General features: G+C 68.5%; 7 protein-coding genes and 1 pseudogene. 3 read left to right on the forward strand and 5 right to left on the reverse strand.

The features are described 5' to 3' along the window. Position 1: 1 nt before the first annotated feature. The 3 genes and pseudogenes from WMF11_RS29350 to WMF11_RS29360 form a co-directional block, all read right to left on the reverse strand. On the reverse strand, positions 2-4,879 hold the full coding sequence (locus tag WMF11_RS29350; protein ID WP_437973045.1) for an AAA family ATPase: 4,878 nt from the start codon (positions 4,877-4,879) through the stop codon (positions 2-4). Positions 4,880-5,367: 488 nt separating this feature from the next. Further along, a pseudogene (locus tag WMF11_RS29355) lies at positions 5,368-5,445 on the reverse strand (hypothetical protein); the annotation flags it as partial. Positions 5,446-6,229: 784 nt separating this feature from the next. Next, the gene (locus tag WMF11_RS29360; protein WP_437973046.1) at positions 6,230-7,093 is read right to left on the reverse strand and encodes a hypothetical protein; all 864 of its coding nucleotides are present in this window, start codon (positions 7,091-7,093) and stop codon (positions 6,230-6,232) included. Between the two features lie 571 nt (positions 7,094-7,664). Between WMF11_RS29360 and WMF11_RS29365 the strand changes: the two genes are divergently transcribed. Both WMF11_RS29365 and WMF11_RS29370 read left to right on the forward strand, forming a co-directional pair. Further along, the gene (locus tag WMF11_RS29365; protein WP_437973047.1) at positions 7,665-11,894 is read left to right on the forward strand and encodes a TOMM system kinase/cyclase fusion protein; all 4,230 of its coding nucleotides are present in this window, start codon (positions 7,665-7,667) and stop codon (positions 11,892-11,894) included. 181 nt (positions 11,895-12,075) lie between these two features. Beyond that, positions 12,076-12,489, forward strand: coding sequence for a BMA_0021/BMA_0022 family TOMM bacteriocin (locus tag WMF11_RS29370; protein WP_437973048.1), 414 nt, complete (start codon positions 12,076-12,078; stop codon positions 12,487-12,489). 1 nt (position 12,490) lies between these two features. Here the strand turns inward: WMF11_RS29370 and WMF11_RS29375 are convergent, their stop codons facing one another. Both WMF11_RS29375 and WMF11_RS29380 read right to left on the reverse strand, forming a co-directional pair. After that, positions 12,491-13,663, reverse strand: coding sequence for an amidohydrolase family protein (locus WMF11_RS29375; protein WP_437973049.1), 1,173 nt, complete (start codon positions 13,661-13,663; stop codon positions 12,491-12,493). Positions 13,664-13,897: 234 nt separating this feature from the next. After that, a complete protein-coding gene (locus WMF11_RS29380; RefSeq protein WP_437973050.1) occupies positions 13,898-14,104 on the reverse strand; it encodes a hypothetical protein in 207 nt (68 codons plus the stop codon). A gap of 251 nt (positions 14,105-14,355) precedes the next feature. Here WMF11_RS29380 and WMF11_RS29385 point away from each other — a divergent pair, with 251 nt between their 5' ends. Beyond that, positions 14,356-16,215: a sigma 54-interacting transcriptional regulator gene (locus tag WMF11_RS29385; protein WP_437973051.1), complete on the forward strand. Its 1,860-nt coding sequence runs from the start codon at positions 14,356-14,358 to the stop codon at positions 16,213-16,215. The last annotated feature ends 14 nt before the right edge of the window (positions 16,216-16,229 follow it).

Genomic DNA, 16,229 nt, shown 5'->3' on the forward strand with positions numbered 1-16,229 from the left:
CTCACGCCTTCTTTTTCAGGAACGAAGCCATGAGCGAAGCTTCCTCTGGACGCAGCGGTGCTGCGGGCCCGGCCGCGTCGCGGCGCTCGCCACGCAGCGTGCCACCGACCTCGCCAAACCGCTCCATCAGTCGAGCTTCGATCTTTTTGCGCTCGGGGTCGTCGAAGGGGACGCCGCTTTCTAGCATCTTTCGGTGCTGTGAAAGCATATCACGGGTTTCCCGGTCGAATGTGTGCTCCACGCCGAACTGCTCAAAGAGCACGCGGTCAACGTCCTGACCCGGACGAATGTCTCGCTGGGCGAGTTCGATATGTCCCCCATCGCGACGCATTACGTACACCTCGCCGGGCCGAGCGCCCTGAAGTGTAAGGGGGTTGTGTGTCGTAACCACGAAGCTGAGCCTGGGAAAGAGTCGGCGCACGTCATCGATAATCCGCACCTGCCACATGGGGTGCAGGTGCATGTCGATCTCGTCAATGAGCACGAACCCACACATTTGGCGCAGTACATCAGCACCCACAGGCTCGTCCAGTTCCTGTTGTCGGTCAATCCAACGCGCGATCATGTCTATGATCCATCCGGCGGTCGTGAGATAGCCGTCGCTCAAAGCGTCGAGGCGCACTCGGTCGAACTGCGGATGACGAACGTAGACCATGCCATCATCGTCGACCTCAACCTTGGTGACGCCTAGGAGCACCTCGAGCGCGAGTTGTACGGATCTCCAGACCCCCTCACGCGGCCCAGGTGGCGCGTTGGGGCTCTTCGGGGCTCTTCTTTGCTCGCGCAGGACATCCGCGTCGAGATCTCGGAGCCACTGACTCGCATTGTGAAGCGACGCGGGACGATCGAAAAGCGTGTGTAGCTCGCCGATGGGGCCAATCTCTGGTTCGCGATCCTTTTCTCCCCGCGCGTTCCCGCGGCGGACGCCATAGGCAACCACCCACGGGCGTGCGGCGTCGGGCCCCGAGAGCGACTCAACTAGCTCGGTGCGTTCTCCGCGCCGCACCGAGACAGTCAACTTGCCGGTGTCGAGTTCGATCGAAACGCGACCTTCGCCGCCGTTCCGCACCATCGGAAGTCGTTCATCAAGCAGCTTCGAAGCCACCGATGGTGATGCGAGCGTTAACGCCAGTGCACGCAGCAGTGTAGTCTTACCCACGCCGTTTTCGCCAACCAGCACGATCCACTGGCCCTGCTCGCCGCTCGGGAGCGGGAACGGCACGTCAACGACCGGCACCTCTTTAAATAGTCGTAAATTGCTGAGTTCGGCGATGCGGACAAGACGAGGCGGCGGCGGGGGCGGCGGGAGAGCAGCTAAGAACGGTTCCGGGAACTCATGCTCGCGCCAGGCGTTCGCGGAGGCAAACGCGGGAGTGGCAGGCCGACACAGGTGAGCGAACAAAGCACCGAGCAGGGCATCACGGAGGTGAATCTCGGGCGCCGGTTGGGTATCAAGCGCCGTGAGTAGCTTAGTTATTGCATCGGAGTCGGTGCGTGTCATTTCGAGAAGTACGTTAGCGAGCCACTCGCGGAGGTCGCGACAGGTTTGGCCGTCCTCGAAGCGAATCTGCCGGACGACCAGCGCAACTTCCGAGGAGGCGACCTGCCCGGCGTGGAGCGCAAGACAGGCGCGCATCGCGAAGGCATGGGGGGGCGCATCAGGCGGAAGCTCGGGCAGCACTAGCCCGGAGAGGTCGTGATTTGGTCGTCTAAGAAGTAACCCCATGAGCGTGCACATGAGTCCCCATTGCTGAGGGTACTCGCGCAAGCGCCCAATTAGCGCATCCATTATCTCAGGCGCCCGCTTGCGCAAAGCAAACTCGCCCAAGTTAATATGGCCACCAAGAAGACTGGCAACTTGTCCACGTTCATTAAGCAGAGCGAACCACTCCTCGGCGTTGGGACCACTTAAGTTAGGCACCAGAGCGGTAAGGTAGTCCTCGTGGACAGCTTGGACAAGCCTCACGACAGACATCGGGACTAAAACGGCACCAGAGTCGATCTGCGTCAAAAGCTCGAGCGATCTGCGAGGCGGTAGCGTGCGACGCTCGATCCACTGCAACAACCACGAGAAGACGTCGCGTATGCCAGCTTCCGCATCGGGGTGGGGTCCAGGGAACCACCACAGTACGATTTGGCCACGCGACGCGATGTCGCGGTTCCATGGCCCGCCAGCCTCAAGCCAGTACCCGAGTTCGTCGAGTACTGGGAATGAGCCGCTTCGCCAACGCGTCTCTGCCGCGCGCCAGTCGGCGACAGTTCCCAACCGACCTTCGCGAGCGTCTTTTGACAACGTCAGCAGTTCTGGCGATGTTTGTGCGTAATCCATGCCGACAGAGATTGGCCATGGAAGCGAGTACGAGGCCCATTTAAAGTCGCCGTGCGCGTCTTCGTCCGCTGCCGCTTCGAACACGTCGGCGAGGGAGGAAGGCGATGGATCGGCCATGAACCGTGCAACACGCTTCCAGGCGATCCACGCTGACGTTTCGTCTGGAATGAGCGGTTCGATCTTTTGCCATTCCTCGATGTTCGTTTCGATAGAGCCAAGACTGCCGGGCCATACGCGCGGTGTATTTTCCAACGAAAGGCGCACGCGCCTTAGCTCGCTCTCTCTCAGTAGCTTCAAAATTCTGAAAGCGACGGAGTCTTCCTCCTCGTCGAACTCATGAATCCCAGACATGAGAGACCCAGGGGGAAACCACGCGGCATGTCGATTCACGAGGTTGCGCAGCCAACGCGGCGGGCGAGCAGTGCGTTCCCCAGCAAGCACCGAGTAGATCTCTTGTGCTGCTTCCTTCGTGGTGGGTGCATTCTCATCCGCTACCCGGAGCGCATCGGGCAACTCAGCGAGTAACATCCCGTGGAGCAACCGCCAGCCGTTCGCGCGTTCTCCACCGTCTTTCACGAACCACGTCTTCGCTTCCTGAAGCACCTGTTGTTGACGACGTCCCGGATTACTCCCCACCCAGTTCGCGGCGAGCAAGCCCAAACGCGTGTGTAGTTCTACATCGTCGCTTCCGACATTGACATAACGGTGTCGACGCATCTCCCGTGCAACCCGTGCAACCGTGCTCTGCGCTGGGGCGGCAGCGGCCTCCAGCGCGATGTCCCATAGAGGCTCGTGGAGCCACGGCTGCCCGTAGCGTGCTGTCTCCAGCAGCATGGCGAGCGCCAGGCGCGACCCAAGGAGGCAGCGCGCTGCCGCCTCTCCCCCAATCTTCCCTGCGTTCAGATCGCGGCACAGCGATTCCGTAAGCACGAGCGCACGCTCACGGTCGTCTTTGCCGGTCTTCTGTCCGTGGCTGCTGACCACGAAGGCCAGGACGTTGGACCAGTGCGGGTCGAGCGCGATCACGTCCAGACGAGCGCGCACTGTCGCCGTCGCTGCGTCTCCGAGGGCCTCGGCCGCGAAGAACTCCTGGAGAGAGCGAACGCCGAATTCGTACTCGCCCTCCGCTGAATGTAACAACAACACGAGTCGATCCGCCGCGAAGCGCATTATCCGCTCGACGTGCGTGCGCACGTCGTCCCCGTGGTTTCCGAGTTCCGTGTAAATCGCCGTGAGCATCGCCCGGAGTTCGCGTCGCCGCAGGGACGATCGGGCGCCGCTCTGCGCCTGGGATCGGACCTGCAGCGCGAGCCCAGCCTGTGCGTGAAGCGCACGAAGAATCGGCTCGTCCACGTCCTGAATACCGTGCTCGAAGGGCTTGTCTAGCTCCCTCCGGAAGATAGTGCTGAAGTAGTGCTCGAAGAGCTTGCTACGGGCGGCTGGCAGCGAGCTGCGGCCAGCGATTAACAGTGCAGCCATGGTGGTGTGGAGCGGCGTCCGCAGCAGTTCCGCGATCTCAGGCTTTGCGAACTCGGTCCGCATCCTCTCAAGACGCTCAGCGAGCTCGGTGGACCTGCCACCCAACCACGATCGCAGAAGACGTGTGGCGTACGCTTGCGCGACTTCTGCTGGCAGGGACTGGAGGCCGACGATGTTCAGGTCGTCGAACTCGCCCTCGTATCCTTGTGGGCGCGTGGCGACCAACATACCGTGCCCACAGCGGGTGACCTTGAAAACCGCGGCACGGACGACTTCTATTACGCGCCTGCGACCCGCTGAGGATGGCACCTCGTCGAGACCGTCTAGAATCCAAACGACGCGTCCCGCGCTATCGACCAATGTACGCAGCGTGTGCGACGACATCTCCGTCGGTATCCTGATGCTCGCAAGGTCGTCGACGACACGGGCTGCCAGGTACTCCCACAAGGACAACGCCGCATCGAAGCTCCGCGACGCCATCCAGCGCGCCAGAGACGGGAGGTTCACCCGAAGCGGAAGTGCGGTCGGAGCGACGCTCCACCTTCCCGCGGTCGCGAGTTTAACTAACCCGTCGCGCGCACGTTCCCAGGCTTCGCGTACCGGTTCGGGAAGTACGCCGACCTGGTTCTCGATCCAGGGCAAGCGCAGCGCTTGGGCAACCATGGTAGTAAGCGTGCTCTTACCCGACCCAGGGCCACCCACCAGGAGCCAACGCTGACGGTCTTCGGTCTCGAAAGGCGTCATTGCGGGGCGGCCGTCGCGCGGTGTTGTGGGTATGCCGAGAAGCAAGGGCATCGCCCACCGCGTGCGCTCGGGGACGCCGTCGAGGTCGTGCGAGACCGACACTGGGAGATCGATGAAGAGCGAGGACAGCTCGATGCCCTTGTCAATATCGGCGCCGCCCTCCACCAGGCGAGCGTACTGATCCTGCAGTGCCTGAACGGCCATCCACTGCACAAGCCGCTCGTCGAGCATCGGGAGGGGCGCCGGTTCTGCGGACGGTAGTGTGAGTTCGTCGGACATGCGCAGGGAAGTGAACATCACGAGGCCCACGGGCGTCAACGGCATCATGCCCGAGCTTGGGCGGACGAGCGCCCCCGGGAGTTCGGGGGTGGCACGCTGTTTCCGCTGTACCGGGACGTGGCGGTGGCAAGTCGAAGAGGCGGGCATGAGGCGCTTGGCGACGACGTCTGAGCCGATGCAGGGGCGTAGCGCGCGGCGGGCTCCCCGCGGTCGCCGATGAAGCTCACCGAGGCCACGACCGGCGTCGGGCTCGCCGGTTCCTTCCCACCAGTTCGCGTAACGGCCCCGCTCCGTCCAAAGTGCCATCCGGCTCTGCCGGGCGAGCGCAGAGCGCCACCACGATCGGTCGCACGTTTGGCGGCGCCGTCGCACTGCGGAGACCGCCCATCGTGATCACGCAGATCACGCCATCGTGATCACCGCGATCGCGCATAGTGATCGCCCTCGGAGCGAAGCGACGCTGGTCCGTCGGGGGTCTAGGGTTCAGGTCTCGGTGATCCCCGTGGTCTCCTTGCCCTTGCGGCGCGAGCGGCCCTTCAGCGCGACGCGGCGGCGTTGTGGACGATGCGGTCGAGGACGGCGTCGGCGATTGTCGGATCTCCCAGGTGATCGTGCCACTTCCGGGGAGCGCCCCGCCAGCTTACTGCCCCCGGACACCTCCGTCATCGCGCCTGATCCGCCTCGGTGATGGTGTTCTCCGGTGGGTCGAGCGCCCCGCCATCAAAGAGCTGGATCGACAGGCGCACCATCGGGCATCAACGACGGTGCTCAGTAACACTCGCCGCGCTCATGGGGATCGACCTGTCCATCTGTCCTCGCTGCGGTCAGGCTGCGATGGCTCGCCGCCCGCTGCCGTCGTGCGTCGTCGCCTCTTCCGCTGCTCCTCCGGACACGTCATGAGCATCGCTGGCATGGGCGAGAACAACAACACCACCTCCGTTGCGCGGCGGTCAGGCATCGATCCGCCCTCTGCGCCGTCCATGTCGGTGGCGTGCGTGCTACTGGGCCTCCGTCGACACCGCGCTCTGTCTCGGCGCGTCTGCGCCCAACGTCGTGGCGGCCGGATGCACCACGCGTGCGAGCCCCGCCGAGCCCGCCCTCTGCTGCCTTCTCGGGCAGGATCCTCATAGCCCTCGCGACCGCCCCGCCCGGCCGCGAACCGGCCCGGTCCAACCCGACGTTTACGGGACTGCGCCGGGACCTCGCCGCCGCTGCTGCTCAGGGGCAGTCCCGCAAACGCCTATTCGTTGGGCCCACCTTGGGTCCATGCCCTCCGAGCTGTTGCGATCCGGATCCACGCCTCCCAAAAACCTCAGCGAAAGCGACGGTTCGCTGCGGTTGGACACCGCGAACTCGATCCGACGGATCGCGACGGTTCGCCCCCGCGGAATCCCTCCGTCAGAACCCGATGTCCTCGCGGATGGCGACCACGATCTTGCAGTGGTTCACGAGATCGTCCGTCGTCTTGACCTCGGTCGTGTAGTTGAGGCCGTACGGCCAGAAGTGCTGCGTGTCCGCGTGCACGACGTCGCTCTCGTTGCCCGTGATGGCCCTGAGCTGGCGCGTCGCCGCCTCGCCGGTGAAGACGCCGTCCACCACCAGCGCGCCGAACTCACGGCTGCCGACCCCCAGGGTGTGACCGATCTCGTGCATCGCGGTGATGTAGTTCATGGAGCTCGTCGCGCCGAACCGGATGGACCCATTGACGTTGCCGTCCGCCGTCGCGACCGATGGCACGTAGGACACCGACAGGCGCTTCTCGATGCTCGTTTGACAGTTGTAGTGCGACAGCGCCTCATCCATCGCGCTCGTGATCTTGTCGTACGCAGACTGCTGCTCCGCCGTCGGCGAGGCGACCTTCGCGAGCGTGTAGGTGATCCCCCCCGTCCCCGGGCAGCCCGTGCCCGCGCCGCCCGCGCCGCCCGTGTCTGCGCCGCCCGCGCCGCCGTCGCCCGCGCCGCCCGTGCCCGCTTCGCCCGCGCCCGCGCCGCCGTCACCCGCGCCGCCCGTGCCGGCGCCGCCGGTGCCCGCTTCGCCCGCGCCCGCGCCGCCGCTCCCCGAGGCGCTGCCGCCCGTTCCACCGTCTCCGCCTCCGCCGGTCGCGCCGCCTCCCGAGGTCTGTCCGCTGGAAGCCGCCGCGCCGCCGCTCCCGCTGGCGACGCTGCCGGCGTCCGCGGGGCTGTCACCCGAGCCCCCGCACGCGACCGGACCAGCCGCCGCCAGCGCGAGCAAAACGATGTGGGTCGCCAGTTGCCTCAGCATGTTTCGTGCTCCTTCCACAAAGGATTGAAAAGCATTGAATCGTCGCTCACCGCACAAGGAACGCTCCCGGCTCCCGCGCGCGTCGAGCGCCGACGAAGTCCGCGTCACCGCCCTCTCACCGGCCGTGCCAGAGGTCAACTCGCTGCTGTTCACCACGACTCGCTCGGTCGCCGCGACAGCAGCCACGATAAAAGATTGTAGCTGGATCGAACACGCAGGCGGAGCTCGGCCGCCGCCCCGCGAGAGTCGAGCCCGCGCACGCCTGCCCGGCTCCCTGAAGCCGATCCCCACGGAGCCGGCACGGAGCCGGCCGGGCGCGAGCGTCTCCCGGAGTTTCTTCGCCGAATCCGCCGGAACCCGGTCGGCATCGACGGACGTCGAACGAGGTCCACCCTATATGAACCAACGTGAGCAGCGAGGTCGGCCGTGGACAAGGTGTGCTGGCGAGATCGACAGCCGCTCTGTCCAGACGCTTCATCGATGAGGCGGGACGACCGGCGCAGCGCGCCGCCCTTTCCGGATCACGCCCGCTCCCCCGGTCGCGCCGGGCCGCCCGGCGGAGGGAGATGGGATGAGCCACAGCGCCATCGCCGCGGGCGCCGTGTTCCAGCAGCGCTACGAGATCGTCTCCGCGCTGCGCGAGAGCGGCTTCGCCGACGTCTACAAGGGGCGTCAGCTCGCCACCGGACAGGCCGTGGCCATCAAGGTCATGCACCCGATCCGGGGCAGCAAATCCGCCGACGTCGCGCGGCGCTGCGCCCGCTTCCACCAGGAGGCGCGGTTCTGCGCACAGCTCCACCACCCCAACATCGTCCGGCTCATCGACGCCGGACAGACGGACGACGGCACCCTCTACACCATCTTCGAGTTCGTGCCCGGCCAGAACCTGGCGGAGGTGCTGGCCAGCGAGATCGCCCTCGATCCGCGCGAGGCGCGGTACCTGATGCTCCAGGTCCTCGACGCCCTCGGCTGCGCCCACGGGCAGAACGTCGTCCACCGCGACCTCAAGCCCAGCAACATCATGATCGTCTCGACCGGCGCGCGGCGAAACGCGCTGGTGCTCGACTTCGGCATCGGCGCGGTCATCGCCGGGGCCATGGAGGGCGTGGATCCCAAGCTCACCCCGAGCAACGAGATCCTCTGCACGCCGGCCTACGCGGCGCCGGAGCAGCTCCTCGGACAGCCGGTGAGCGTGCGTTCGGACCTGTACGCCTGGGGGCTCGTCTTCCTCGAGTGCCTCACCGGCAAGCCGTCGATCACCGGCAGATCGCTGCAAGAGGTGCTCTTCCGGCAGGCCAGCCCCGAGCCGATCCCGATCCCCCCGGCGCTGCTCGGGCACCCGCTCGGCGCGCTGCTCCGGCGCGCGACCCTCAAGGACATGGCCGCGCGCGTCGTCACGGCCTCGAGCCTGCTGCGCGAGCTCGAGGCCTGCGACGTGGAGACGCTGAGCCGCGAGGACCTCGTCGAGGCCGCGCGAGCGCCGCGCTCGCCACCCGCCCCGACCCGAGGCGCGGAGGACGCGAGCCCGTGGCGCCGCGTCGCGAGCGAGACGGCGCCGCTCGACGCGCCCTCGGGGGAGCCCCGGGCGCTGCCGAGCGACCATGCGGCGGCCGAGACGATGCCGTCTCCGGCCACGCCCCGGCGCGTGGACGCGCCGGCCCCGCCGGGGCCAGAGGGACCGGCGCTGGAGCGACCCGACGGCGAGCGGCGGCCCCTCACCGTCGTCTGCTGCACCTTCACGGCCTCGGGCCCGGGGCTGAAGACCACCGACGTCGAGGAGATCGACGATGTGCTCGACGAGCAACAGGACGCCTGCGCCGAGATCGCCCGCCGCCACCGGGGGCGCTTCGCGGGCGCGCTGGGGGATCAGGTCCTCTTGCACTTCGGCTATCCCTCCGCGCAGGAGGACGACGCCCGGCGCGCCGCCCGCGCGGCGCTGGAGGTCGTGGCGGACGTGAAGATGCGCAGCGCGCAGCTCACGGCGGCGCGGGGCGTGGCCCTCGAGGTCCGGATCGGGCTCCACACCGGCCTCGTGGTCGCCGGTCAGATCCATCGGTACACACAGCACCTCGGGACGACACCGCAGATCGCGGCCCGGCTGAGCGCGGCCGCGGCGCCGGGCACGGTCGTGGTCAGCGGCGAGACCTTCAGGCTCCTCCGGAGCCGGTTCGCGCTCGAGCCGATGGCGCCGCCCGATCTCTCGTCCGTCGCGCGCCCGCTGGCGATCTACCGCATGGGGCAGGAGATCCCTCCCCCGGCCCAGGACCAGGACATCGCCGGCCGCGACACCGAGCCGCTGATCGGGAGGAGCCAGGAGCTCGATCTCTTGCTCCAGCGCTGGGGCCAGGTCCGGCAGGGCATCGGGCAGAGCATCCTCGTCACCGGCGGCCCCGGGATCGGCAAGTCGCGCCTCACCGGGGAGCTCGCCCGGCGGCTCCGCGGCGAGCGGCACAGCTGCCTGGAGTGCCGCTGCGTGCCCGATCAGCGGAGCAGCGCGCTCTACCCGTTGATCGAGCTCCTGGAGCGGTTGATCGAGACGGGCCGGGACGACGCGCCGGGGCGCCGGCTCGCCCGGCTCGAGGCGCTCCTCTCGCGCCGCGGCTTCGACCTTTCGGAGATGGTGCCGCTGCTGGCGGCGCTGCTGTCGATCCCCCTGGACGAGCGCTACGCCGCCCCGCTGGACCCGCCGCCGCGGCAGAAGGAGCGGACGCTCAACGTGCTCGTGACGATGCTCTTCGACATGGCCGAGGAGCAGCCCGTCCTGTTCATGGTCGAGGACCTGCAGTGGGCCGATCCGACGACCCTCGAGTGGCTGGCCGTGATGATCGCCGACGTGCCCTCGGCGCGGCTGATGGCGGTCTTCACGGCGCGGCCCGAGTTCTCGCCGCCCTGGTCGATGTCGAGCATGCTCCAGATCCAGCTGAGCCGCCTGGATCGATCGGACGTCGAGCACCTGGTGGCGCGCCTCGCCGGCGGCCGCGCCCTGCCTGGGCCCGTGCTCGCGCAGGTGGTCGACCGGACCGACGGCGTCCCGCTGTACGTCGAGGAGCTGACGCGGATGGTGCTCGAGTCCGGGGCGCTCGTGGAGGAGGGGGACCACTACCGCCTCGCCGAGCCGCTCTCGGCGCTCGCGATCCCCACGACGCTGCGGGGCCTCCTTATGACGCGCCTCGACAGGCTCGGCAGGGCCAAGGAGACGGCCCGCATCGCCGCGGCGCTCGGCCGGGAGTTCTGCCAGGACGTGCTCTGCGCCGTGTCCGCGCTCGACGGGGAGCAGGTCCAGGAGGACCTCGAGCGGCTGATGGCCGCGGATCTCATCCACAGGAAGCGGCGGCTGAACAACCCGACGTACCAGTTCAAGCACGTGCTCATCCGGGACGCGGCCTACGAGTCGCTCTCGAAGCGGAGCCGGCGGAAGGTGCACGCGATCATCGCCCGGACGCTCGAGGCGCGCTTCCCCGAGATCGTCGCGGCGCGGCCCAACCTGCTCGCGCACCACCACGCGGCGGCCGAGCAGCTGGAGCGGGCGATCGCGTACGCGGAGATCGCGGCGGAGCGCGCGCTGAAGCGGCCCGCGAACGCCGACGACACCGAGGCGATCGTCCATGTGACGCAGGCGCTCGGCTGGCTGTCGGCCATCGCGGACGCGCGGGAGCGCGCGCTGGCGGAGCTGCGCCTGAACAGCCTGCTGATCCTGGCGCTCATCGGCCGGCGCGGGTACATGCCAAAGGAGCTCGAGGCGGCGGTCCATCGCTGCGAGGAGCTGAGCGACGAGCTCGGGGAGAGCTCGATGACCCCGCCGACGCTGTGGGCGATGTTCTGGTATCACCACATGCGGAGCCATCGCCCCGAGGCGCGGGCAATAGCAGAGCGGTGGCTCGATCTGGCCAGGCGGTCGCAGGACGCCGCGCAGCTGGTCTCGTCGATGGTGCTGCTGGGACAGTGCTCGTTCTTCGAAGGAAAGCTCGCAGAGGCCCGCGAGGAACTCGATGGCGGCATCGCGCTCTACGACCCTCAGGCACATCGGGAGCAGGCTTTCTTCTATGGCGTCGATGTCAAGGTCTGGGGCCAGTACACGCTCGCGGTGGTGCTCTACCTGATGGGCAGTCCGGCCCAGGCGCTCGCCCACGGCCAGGCCGCGGTGGCGTGGGCACGCGAGCTCGACCACCCAAACAGCCTCGGGATGGCGCTGCTCCACCTGGCCGGCGTCTACCACTATGGCCGCGAACGGGCGCAGGTCGCCGCGGTGACCGACTCCATCCTCCAGCTGACAGAGCATCATCCGCTATGGTTCAAGGTGCACTGCTGGGCCCTGCGCTGCTGGACGCAGCGCGATCTCGAGCAGCTGAGGCAGCACGTCGAGGTGATCCGGGACGCCGGCCAGAAGACAGGCCTGCCGTACTGGCTCTCCCTCGTGGCGGAGCTCGAGGCCGAGCGCGGACAGCACGAGGCCGCACTCGAGCAGCTCGCGAGCTGCGTTCTGCTCGCCGAGGACTCGGGGGACGTGTACTACCTCCCGGAGCTCTACCGCATGAAGGCGCTGTCTCTCCGCGCCTCCGGTGGCAGCGCGGAGCAGGAGAGCGAGCGGTGCTTGCGGCGATCGATCGCCATCGCGCGCGAGCAGGGCGCGCGAATGTTCGAGCTGCGCTCGACGCTGGCGCTCAGCCGGATGTTCGCGCAACAGGGCCGGCGCGATGAGGTGCGCCGTCTGCTCAGGGAGATTACCGACTGGCCTGTGGAGTGTACAGATCTTCCCGATTTTACCGAGGCGCGAGCGCTGCTCCAGGAGATGACCGATTGACCTGCCTCGGCGCCACCCCGGGCGCCTTCATCGCGTTTTCGTCGAGTTGCATTGGATGCGGGAGGGGCTCGACGGCGCGCGGCGCTGGTTCAATGAGCTCCATATCCCATGCCAGGGGCTGCGGCACCGGCGATTGGAGGTGGCCATGTTTTCCCATCAATCATCCAAGTACATGTCCAGAATGCCGAACACCGACAGCCATCCCGCGCGTCTCGACGAAGAGGCGCGCCCCCGGCGCGAGCGAGGCGTGACGGAGGAATGGCTCTTGGAGCTGGAAGGAGCGTGGCTCTGCGCCGTCGCGATCTGCTGGGAAGACCCGACGCAGCTCGATCGGTTGAAGAGCGACCCGCGGGGCTTCTTGATGGCTCGTTGCGGCTATGGGCTGCCGCCGGGGATCGACCTCACCATCCGCGAGGCGCGCGAGCCAGGCTCGCCGGGCAGCGACGCGCTGCGCTTCTGCGAGCAGCGCAGAGGCTGGGACCCTTCGGCGGGCGCCATCACGCTGTATGTCCCGCCGCCGCCAGAGCTGGAGGATCAGCCCGTCGCGCTGGCCGAGCTCGCGAGCGACCCCGGGTCGTCCGGCGTCATCTGCTGAGTCATCCTTCGACGCCGTAGAAGCTGGCGGCATTGTCCCAAAGGATCTTGCGGAGGCTCTCTCCGGGGAGCTTGCGGCGGAGCGCGAGCGCCCGCTCCACCATGCCTGCGTCGTGATCGATGTGGGGGAAGTCCGTCCCGAAGATCGCCCTGTCCTCGCCGAGCCATGGGATCGCCTGCTCCAGGCACGGCTCGTCCGGCTCGATCTCGATGAAGCACTGGCGGCGGAAGTACGCGGACGGCTCGCGGCGGACGTGCGGCGCGACCTCCTCGGCCAGGCCCCGATACTCGATCTCGTCGAGGCGCCAGAGCCAGTAAGGCAGCCACCCGCAGCCGGCCTCGAGGAAGGCCACCCGCAGGCCGGGGTGGCGATCGAGCACGCCGCCCTCGATCAGCGCGAGCAAGGCCATCATCTGCTCCATCGGGTGCGAGCAGGCGTGCAAGGCGAAGCGGCTACGGAAGCGATCGGCGCCGGCCGCCGGCAAGGAGGCGTGCGTGCCCTCGTGGATGGCGACAGCGATCGAGCGCCGCTCGCACTCGGCCCAGAACGCCTCATAAGCAGGGTCGCCCAGCGTCCGCCCCGCGACGGGGTTGGGCCGGAGCACGACGGCGCGGAAGCCGAGCGCGGCCGCGCGCGCGAGCTCGGGCACCATCTGCGCCGGATCGTGCGGGCTCATCAGGGCCACGCCCCGGAGGCGCGAGGGGTCGTGATCGCAGAAGCCCCGTAGCCAGGTATTGTATGCGCTGGCGAGCGCGCTCGCCAGCGCAGGCTCCAGCGGGGTCATGCCGAGGATCGCCAGCGCGAGCGTCGGGTAGAGGAACGCCACGTCGATGCCCTCGCGATCCATGTCGTCGAGCTGCGCTCGCGGTTGTTCGAGCGGCCCGAGCGACGCGAGCGCCCCGAGCCGCCGGCGGCCGGCAGCGGCGATCGCGCGCCAGGTCCGCGCGCTCATCCGGTGATGGACCGGCCGGCCGTCCACCATCGGCTGCGGGGGGAGCCGGAGCAACCCCTCCGGTCCGAGGTGCGCCACGCGGTCGGCCAGGGGCTCGCCCTCGCCGGCGTACGCGAGGTACGGCGCATGAGCGCGGAGCTCCGGCTCGAGGTGGGCCTTCCACAGATCGAGCGGCTCGATCACGTGACGATCCGCGTCGAGGATGCGATAGCCGTCGCGCACGGGACATCTCCTCTTCTGCCGGTGCCGGATCCCCCGGACCTGGCCTAGAACACCAAATCATGTTGAAACCCGGAGAAATTTCACAGGGAGGCGAGGAGGCGGGGAGGAAGAAAAAAAATGAATTTCTCCCTCTTACCGTCTCTCGCTCCCCGCCTCCTCGCCTCCCTGTGAAATTTCTGCTTTTTCTCGGGGTTTCGACCCGTTTGTCGCTCTAGACGACCAGCGGCACAGGGTTCAGCTCCTCTTCCCGGTTCGCCCGCTCGAGCCACCCCCCACCGCCCGCACGGCGACGAGCTCGTCCGCCGTCCGCCGGCCGTCGAGGAGCGGCCCCAGGAGGTGAACGACACGGCCGCGGAGCATGGTGCGCTCGCGCTCGCCGATCAGGAACACGGTCTCCTTGTCACCAGCGAGCTCGACACCCAGGTGGTGCTTGAATTGCAAGGTGCGCCAAGTGCATTGGACGCGTTGGGGGCGCGGAGTGCGTGGGATGCGCTTCATGAACACCGGACCCTGATGGACAAGCTGGTGCGTCGCCGCCCGCCGGAGACGCCCGTGCTGGTGCGCAATTCAGCGTCAGCGAGCGCCTGCCTGGAGCGCGGGCGAGCGGGCTCGCCGGCGCAGGCCGCGGGAGCGCGCGCGACGCGCCGCCCGCGAGCCCGGGGGCGAGGTCGTGTGAGAAGGGGGTGAGCAGCGTGGCAGGCATTCGCGAGACGGACATCGGCCCGGAGACAACGCCGCTATCGAGCAGCTTCATCGATGCGATCCAGGGTGTCAGGCAGGACGATCGACGCGTCGCCCTGCTCGTCTACCACCGCGACGGCGCCGAGCGCGCCGTGCTGAGCCCGGGCGTGCCGGTCGTGATCGGCCGGGCGCCGCCGTCGCAGGTCCAGATCGGCGACGTCAGCCTCTCGCGCGAGCACGCCCGCTTCACCCAGTCCGGCGACAAGGTCGTCATCGAGGATCTGCGCTCGACCAACGGCACCTGGCTCGGCGGCGAGCGCATCACGCGAGGCGAGGTGAAGCCGGGCGAGGAGGTGATCCTCGGCAAGGTGGTTGTCGCCGTCCGCTCGATCACGGCGGCCGAGGACGAGCTGCCAGGGCTGATGAGCCACGAGCAGCTCCGCGTCGCCCTCGAGGAGGAGGTGAAGCGCGCGCGGTACTTCGGGCGGAGCTTCGCCGTCGTGATGGCCCGGGTCGCCCGCCAGCCCGGCGCCCACGTGAGCCACCTGTTCCCGCGCGTGCGGGCGCTGCTGCGCCCCGTGGACCGGATCGCGCTCTACAGCTCGGACGTGGTGGCGGCGCTGCTGCTCGAGGCCGGGGCCGAGGTGGCGCTCGACGTGGCGCGCGCGCTCGCCGCGCCGCCCGGGGGCGGGTCGCCCGTCGTGCTCGCGGGGTTCGCGACGTTCCCCGACGCGGGGACCGTGGCGGAGGAGCTGCTCGATCGGTGCTGGAGCGCCGTGCGCAGCGCGACGGTGGAGCAGCCGGTGCGCTCGGCGCCGGGCGGGACCTGGAAGAGCAGCCCGGGCACCTGCAATTTCGAGCCGGTCGTCGTGAGCTCCGCGATGCGCCGCGTCTTCGAGATCGTCAAGCGGGTCTCGCGCTCGTCGATCCCGGTCCTCTTGCTGGGCGAGACGGGGACGGGCAAGGAGGTCGTGGCGCGGGCGATCCACGACAGCGGCCCGCGGAGCGGCAAGCCGATGGTGTGCGTCAACTGCGGGGCGATCCCGCAGCAGCTCGTCGAGAGCACGCTCTTCGGCCACGAGCGCGGCGCGTTCACCGGGGCGTGGCAGCAGCAGCGAGGGGTGTTCGAGGCGGCGGACGGGGGGACGGTCTTCCTCGACGAGATCGGCGAGCTGCCGGCCGCGGTGCAGGCCGCGCTCCTGCGCGTCCTCGAGACGCGGCAGGTGACGCGCGTCGGCTCGAACAAGCCGATCGACGTCGACGCGCGCGTCGTCGCGGCGACCCACCGCGACGTCGAGGCGATGTGCGCGTCCGGCGCGTTCCGCAGCGATCTGTTCTACCGCCTGAACACGATGACGATGACGATCCCGCCGCTCCGGGCGCGCCCGGAGGACATCGAGCCGCTCGCGCTGCGCTTCCTCGACCAGGCGAACCAGGCGAACGGCCGGTCGATCCGCGGCTTCGACGCCGAGTCGCTCGCGCGGCTCCGGGCGTACTCCTGGCCGGGGAACGCGCGGGAGCTGCGGAACGCGATCGAGCGGGCCGTGGTCATCGCCGAGGGCGAGTGGATCGCCGAGGAGGATCTGCCAGAGCGCGCCCGGGCGGCGCCCTCCTCCGAGCCGGCGGCGGAGGCGGAGAAGGAGCTGCCGTACCAGGTCGGAGAGCTCACCGCCGCGCCCCCGGGCGGGGACTACCTGAAGACGCGGCTCCAGCGCTGCGAGGCCGAGCTGATCGTCGAGGCGCTCCGCAAGGCGAGCGGGAACCAGACGGAGGCGGCGCGCGCGCTCGGCATGCCGCTGCGCACGCTCGTGTACAAGCTCAAGGCGCTCGGCATCAAGCGGCTCGGGTACGCGCCTCCCCGGGAGCCCTAGCGCGCGCCGCATCG

This window comes from Sorangium sp. So ce295, assembly GCF_051527405.1.
Classification (GTDB): Bacteria; Myxococcota_A; Polyangia; order Polyangiales; family Polyangiaceae; genus Sorangium; species Sorangium cellulosum_B.

Excerpts from the sequence above, each read along its gene's own strand:
- WMF11_RS29350 (WP_437973045.1), bottom strand. The coding sequence starts at position 4,879 with ATGATGCCGTTGACGCCCGTGGGCCTCGTGATGTTCACTTCCCTGCGC.
- WMF11_RS29360 (WP_437973046.1), bottom strand. The coding sequence starts at position 7,093 with ATGCTGAGGCAACTGGCGACCCACATCGTTTTGCTCGCGCTGGCGGCG.
- WMF11_RS29370 (WP_437973048.1), top strand. The coding sequence starts at position 12,076 with ATGCCGAACACCGACAGCCATCCCGCGCGTCTCGACGAAGAGGCGCGC.
- WMF11_RS29365 (WP_437973047.1), top strand. The coding sequence starts at position 7,665 with ATGAGCCACAGCGCCATCGCCGCGGGCGCCGTGTTCCAGCAGCGCTAC.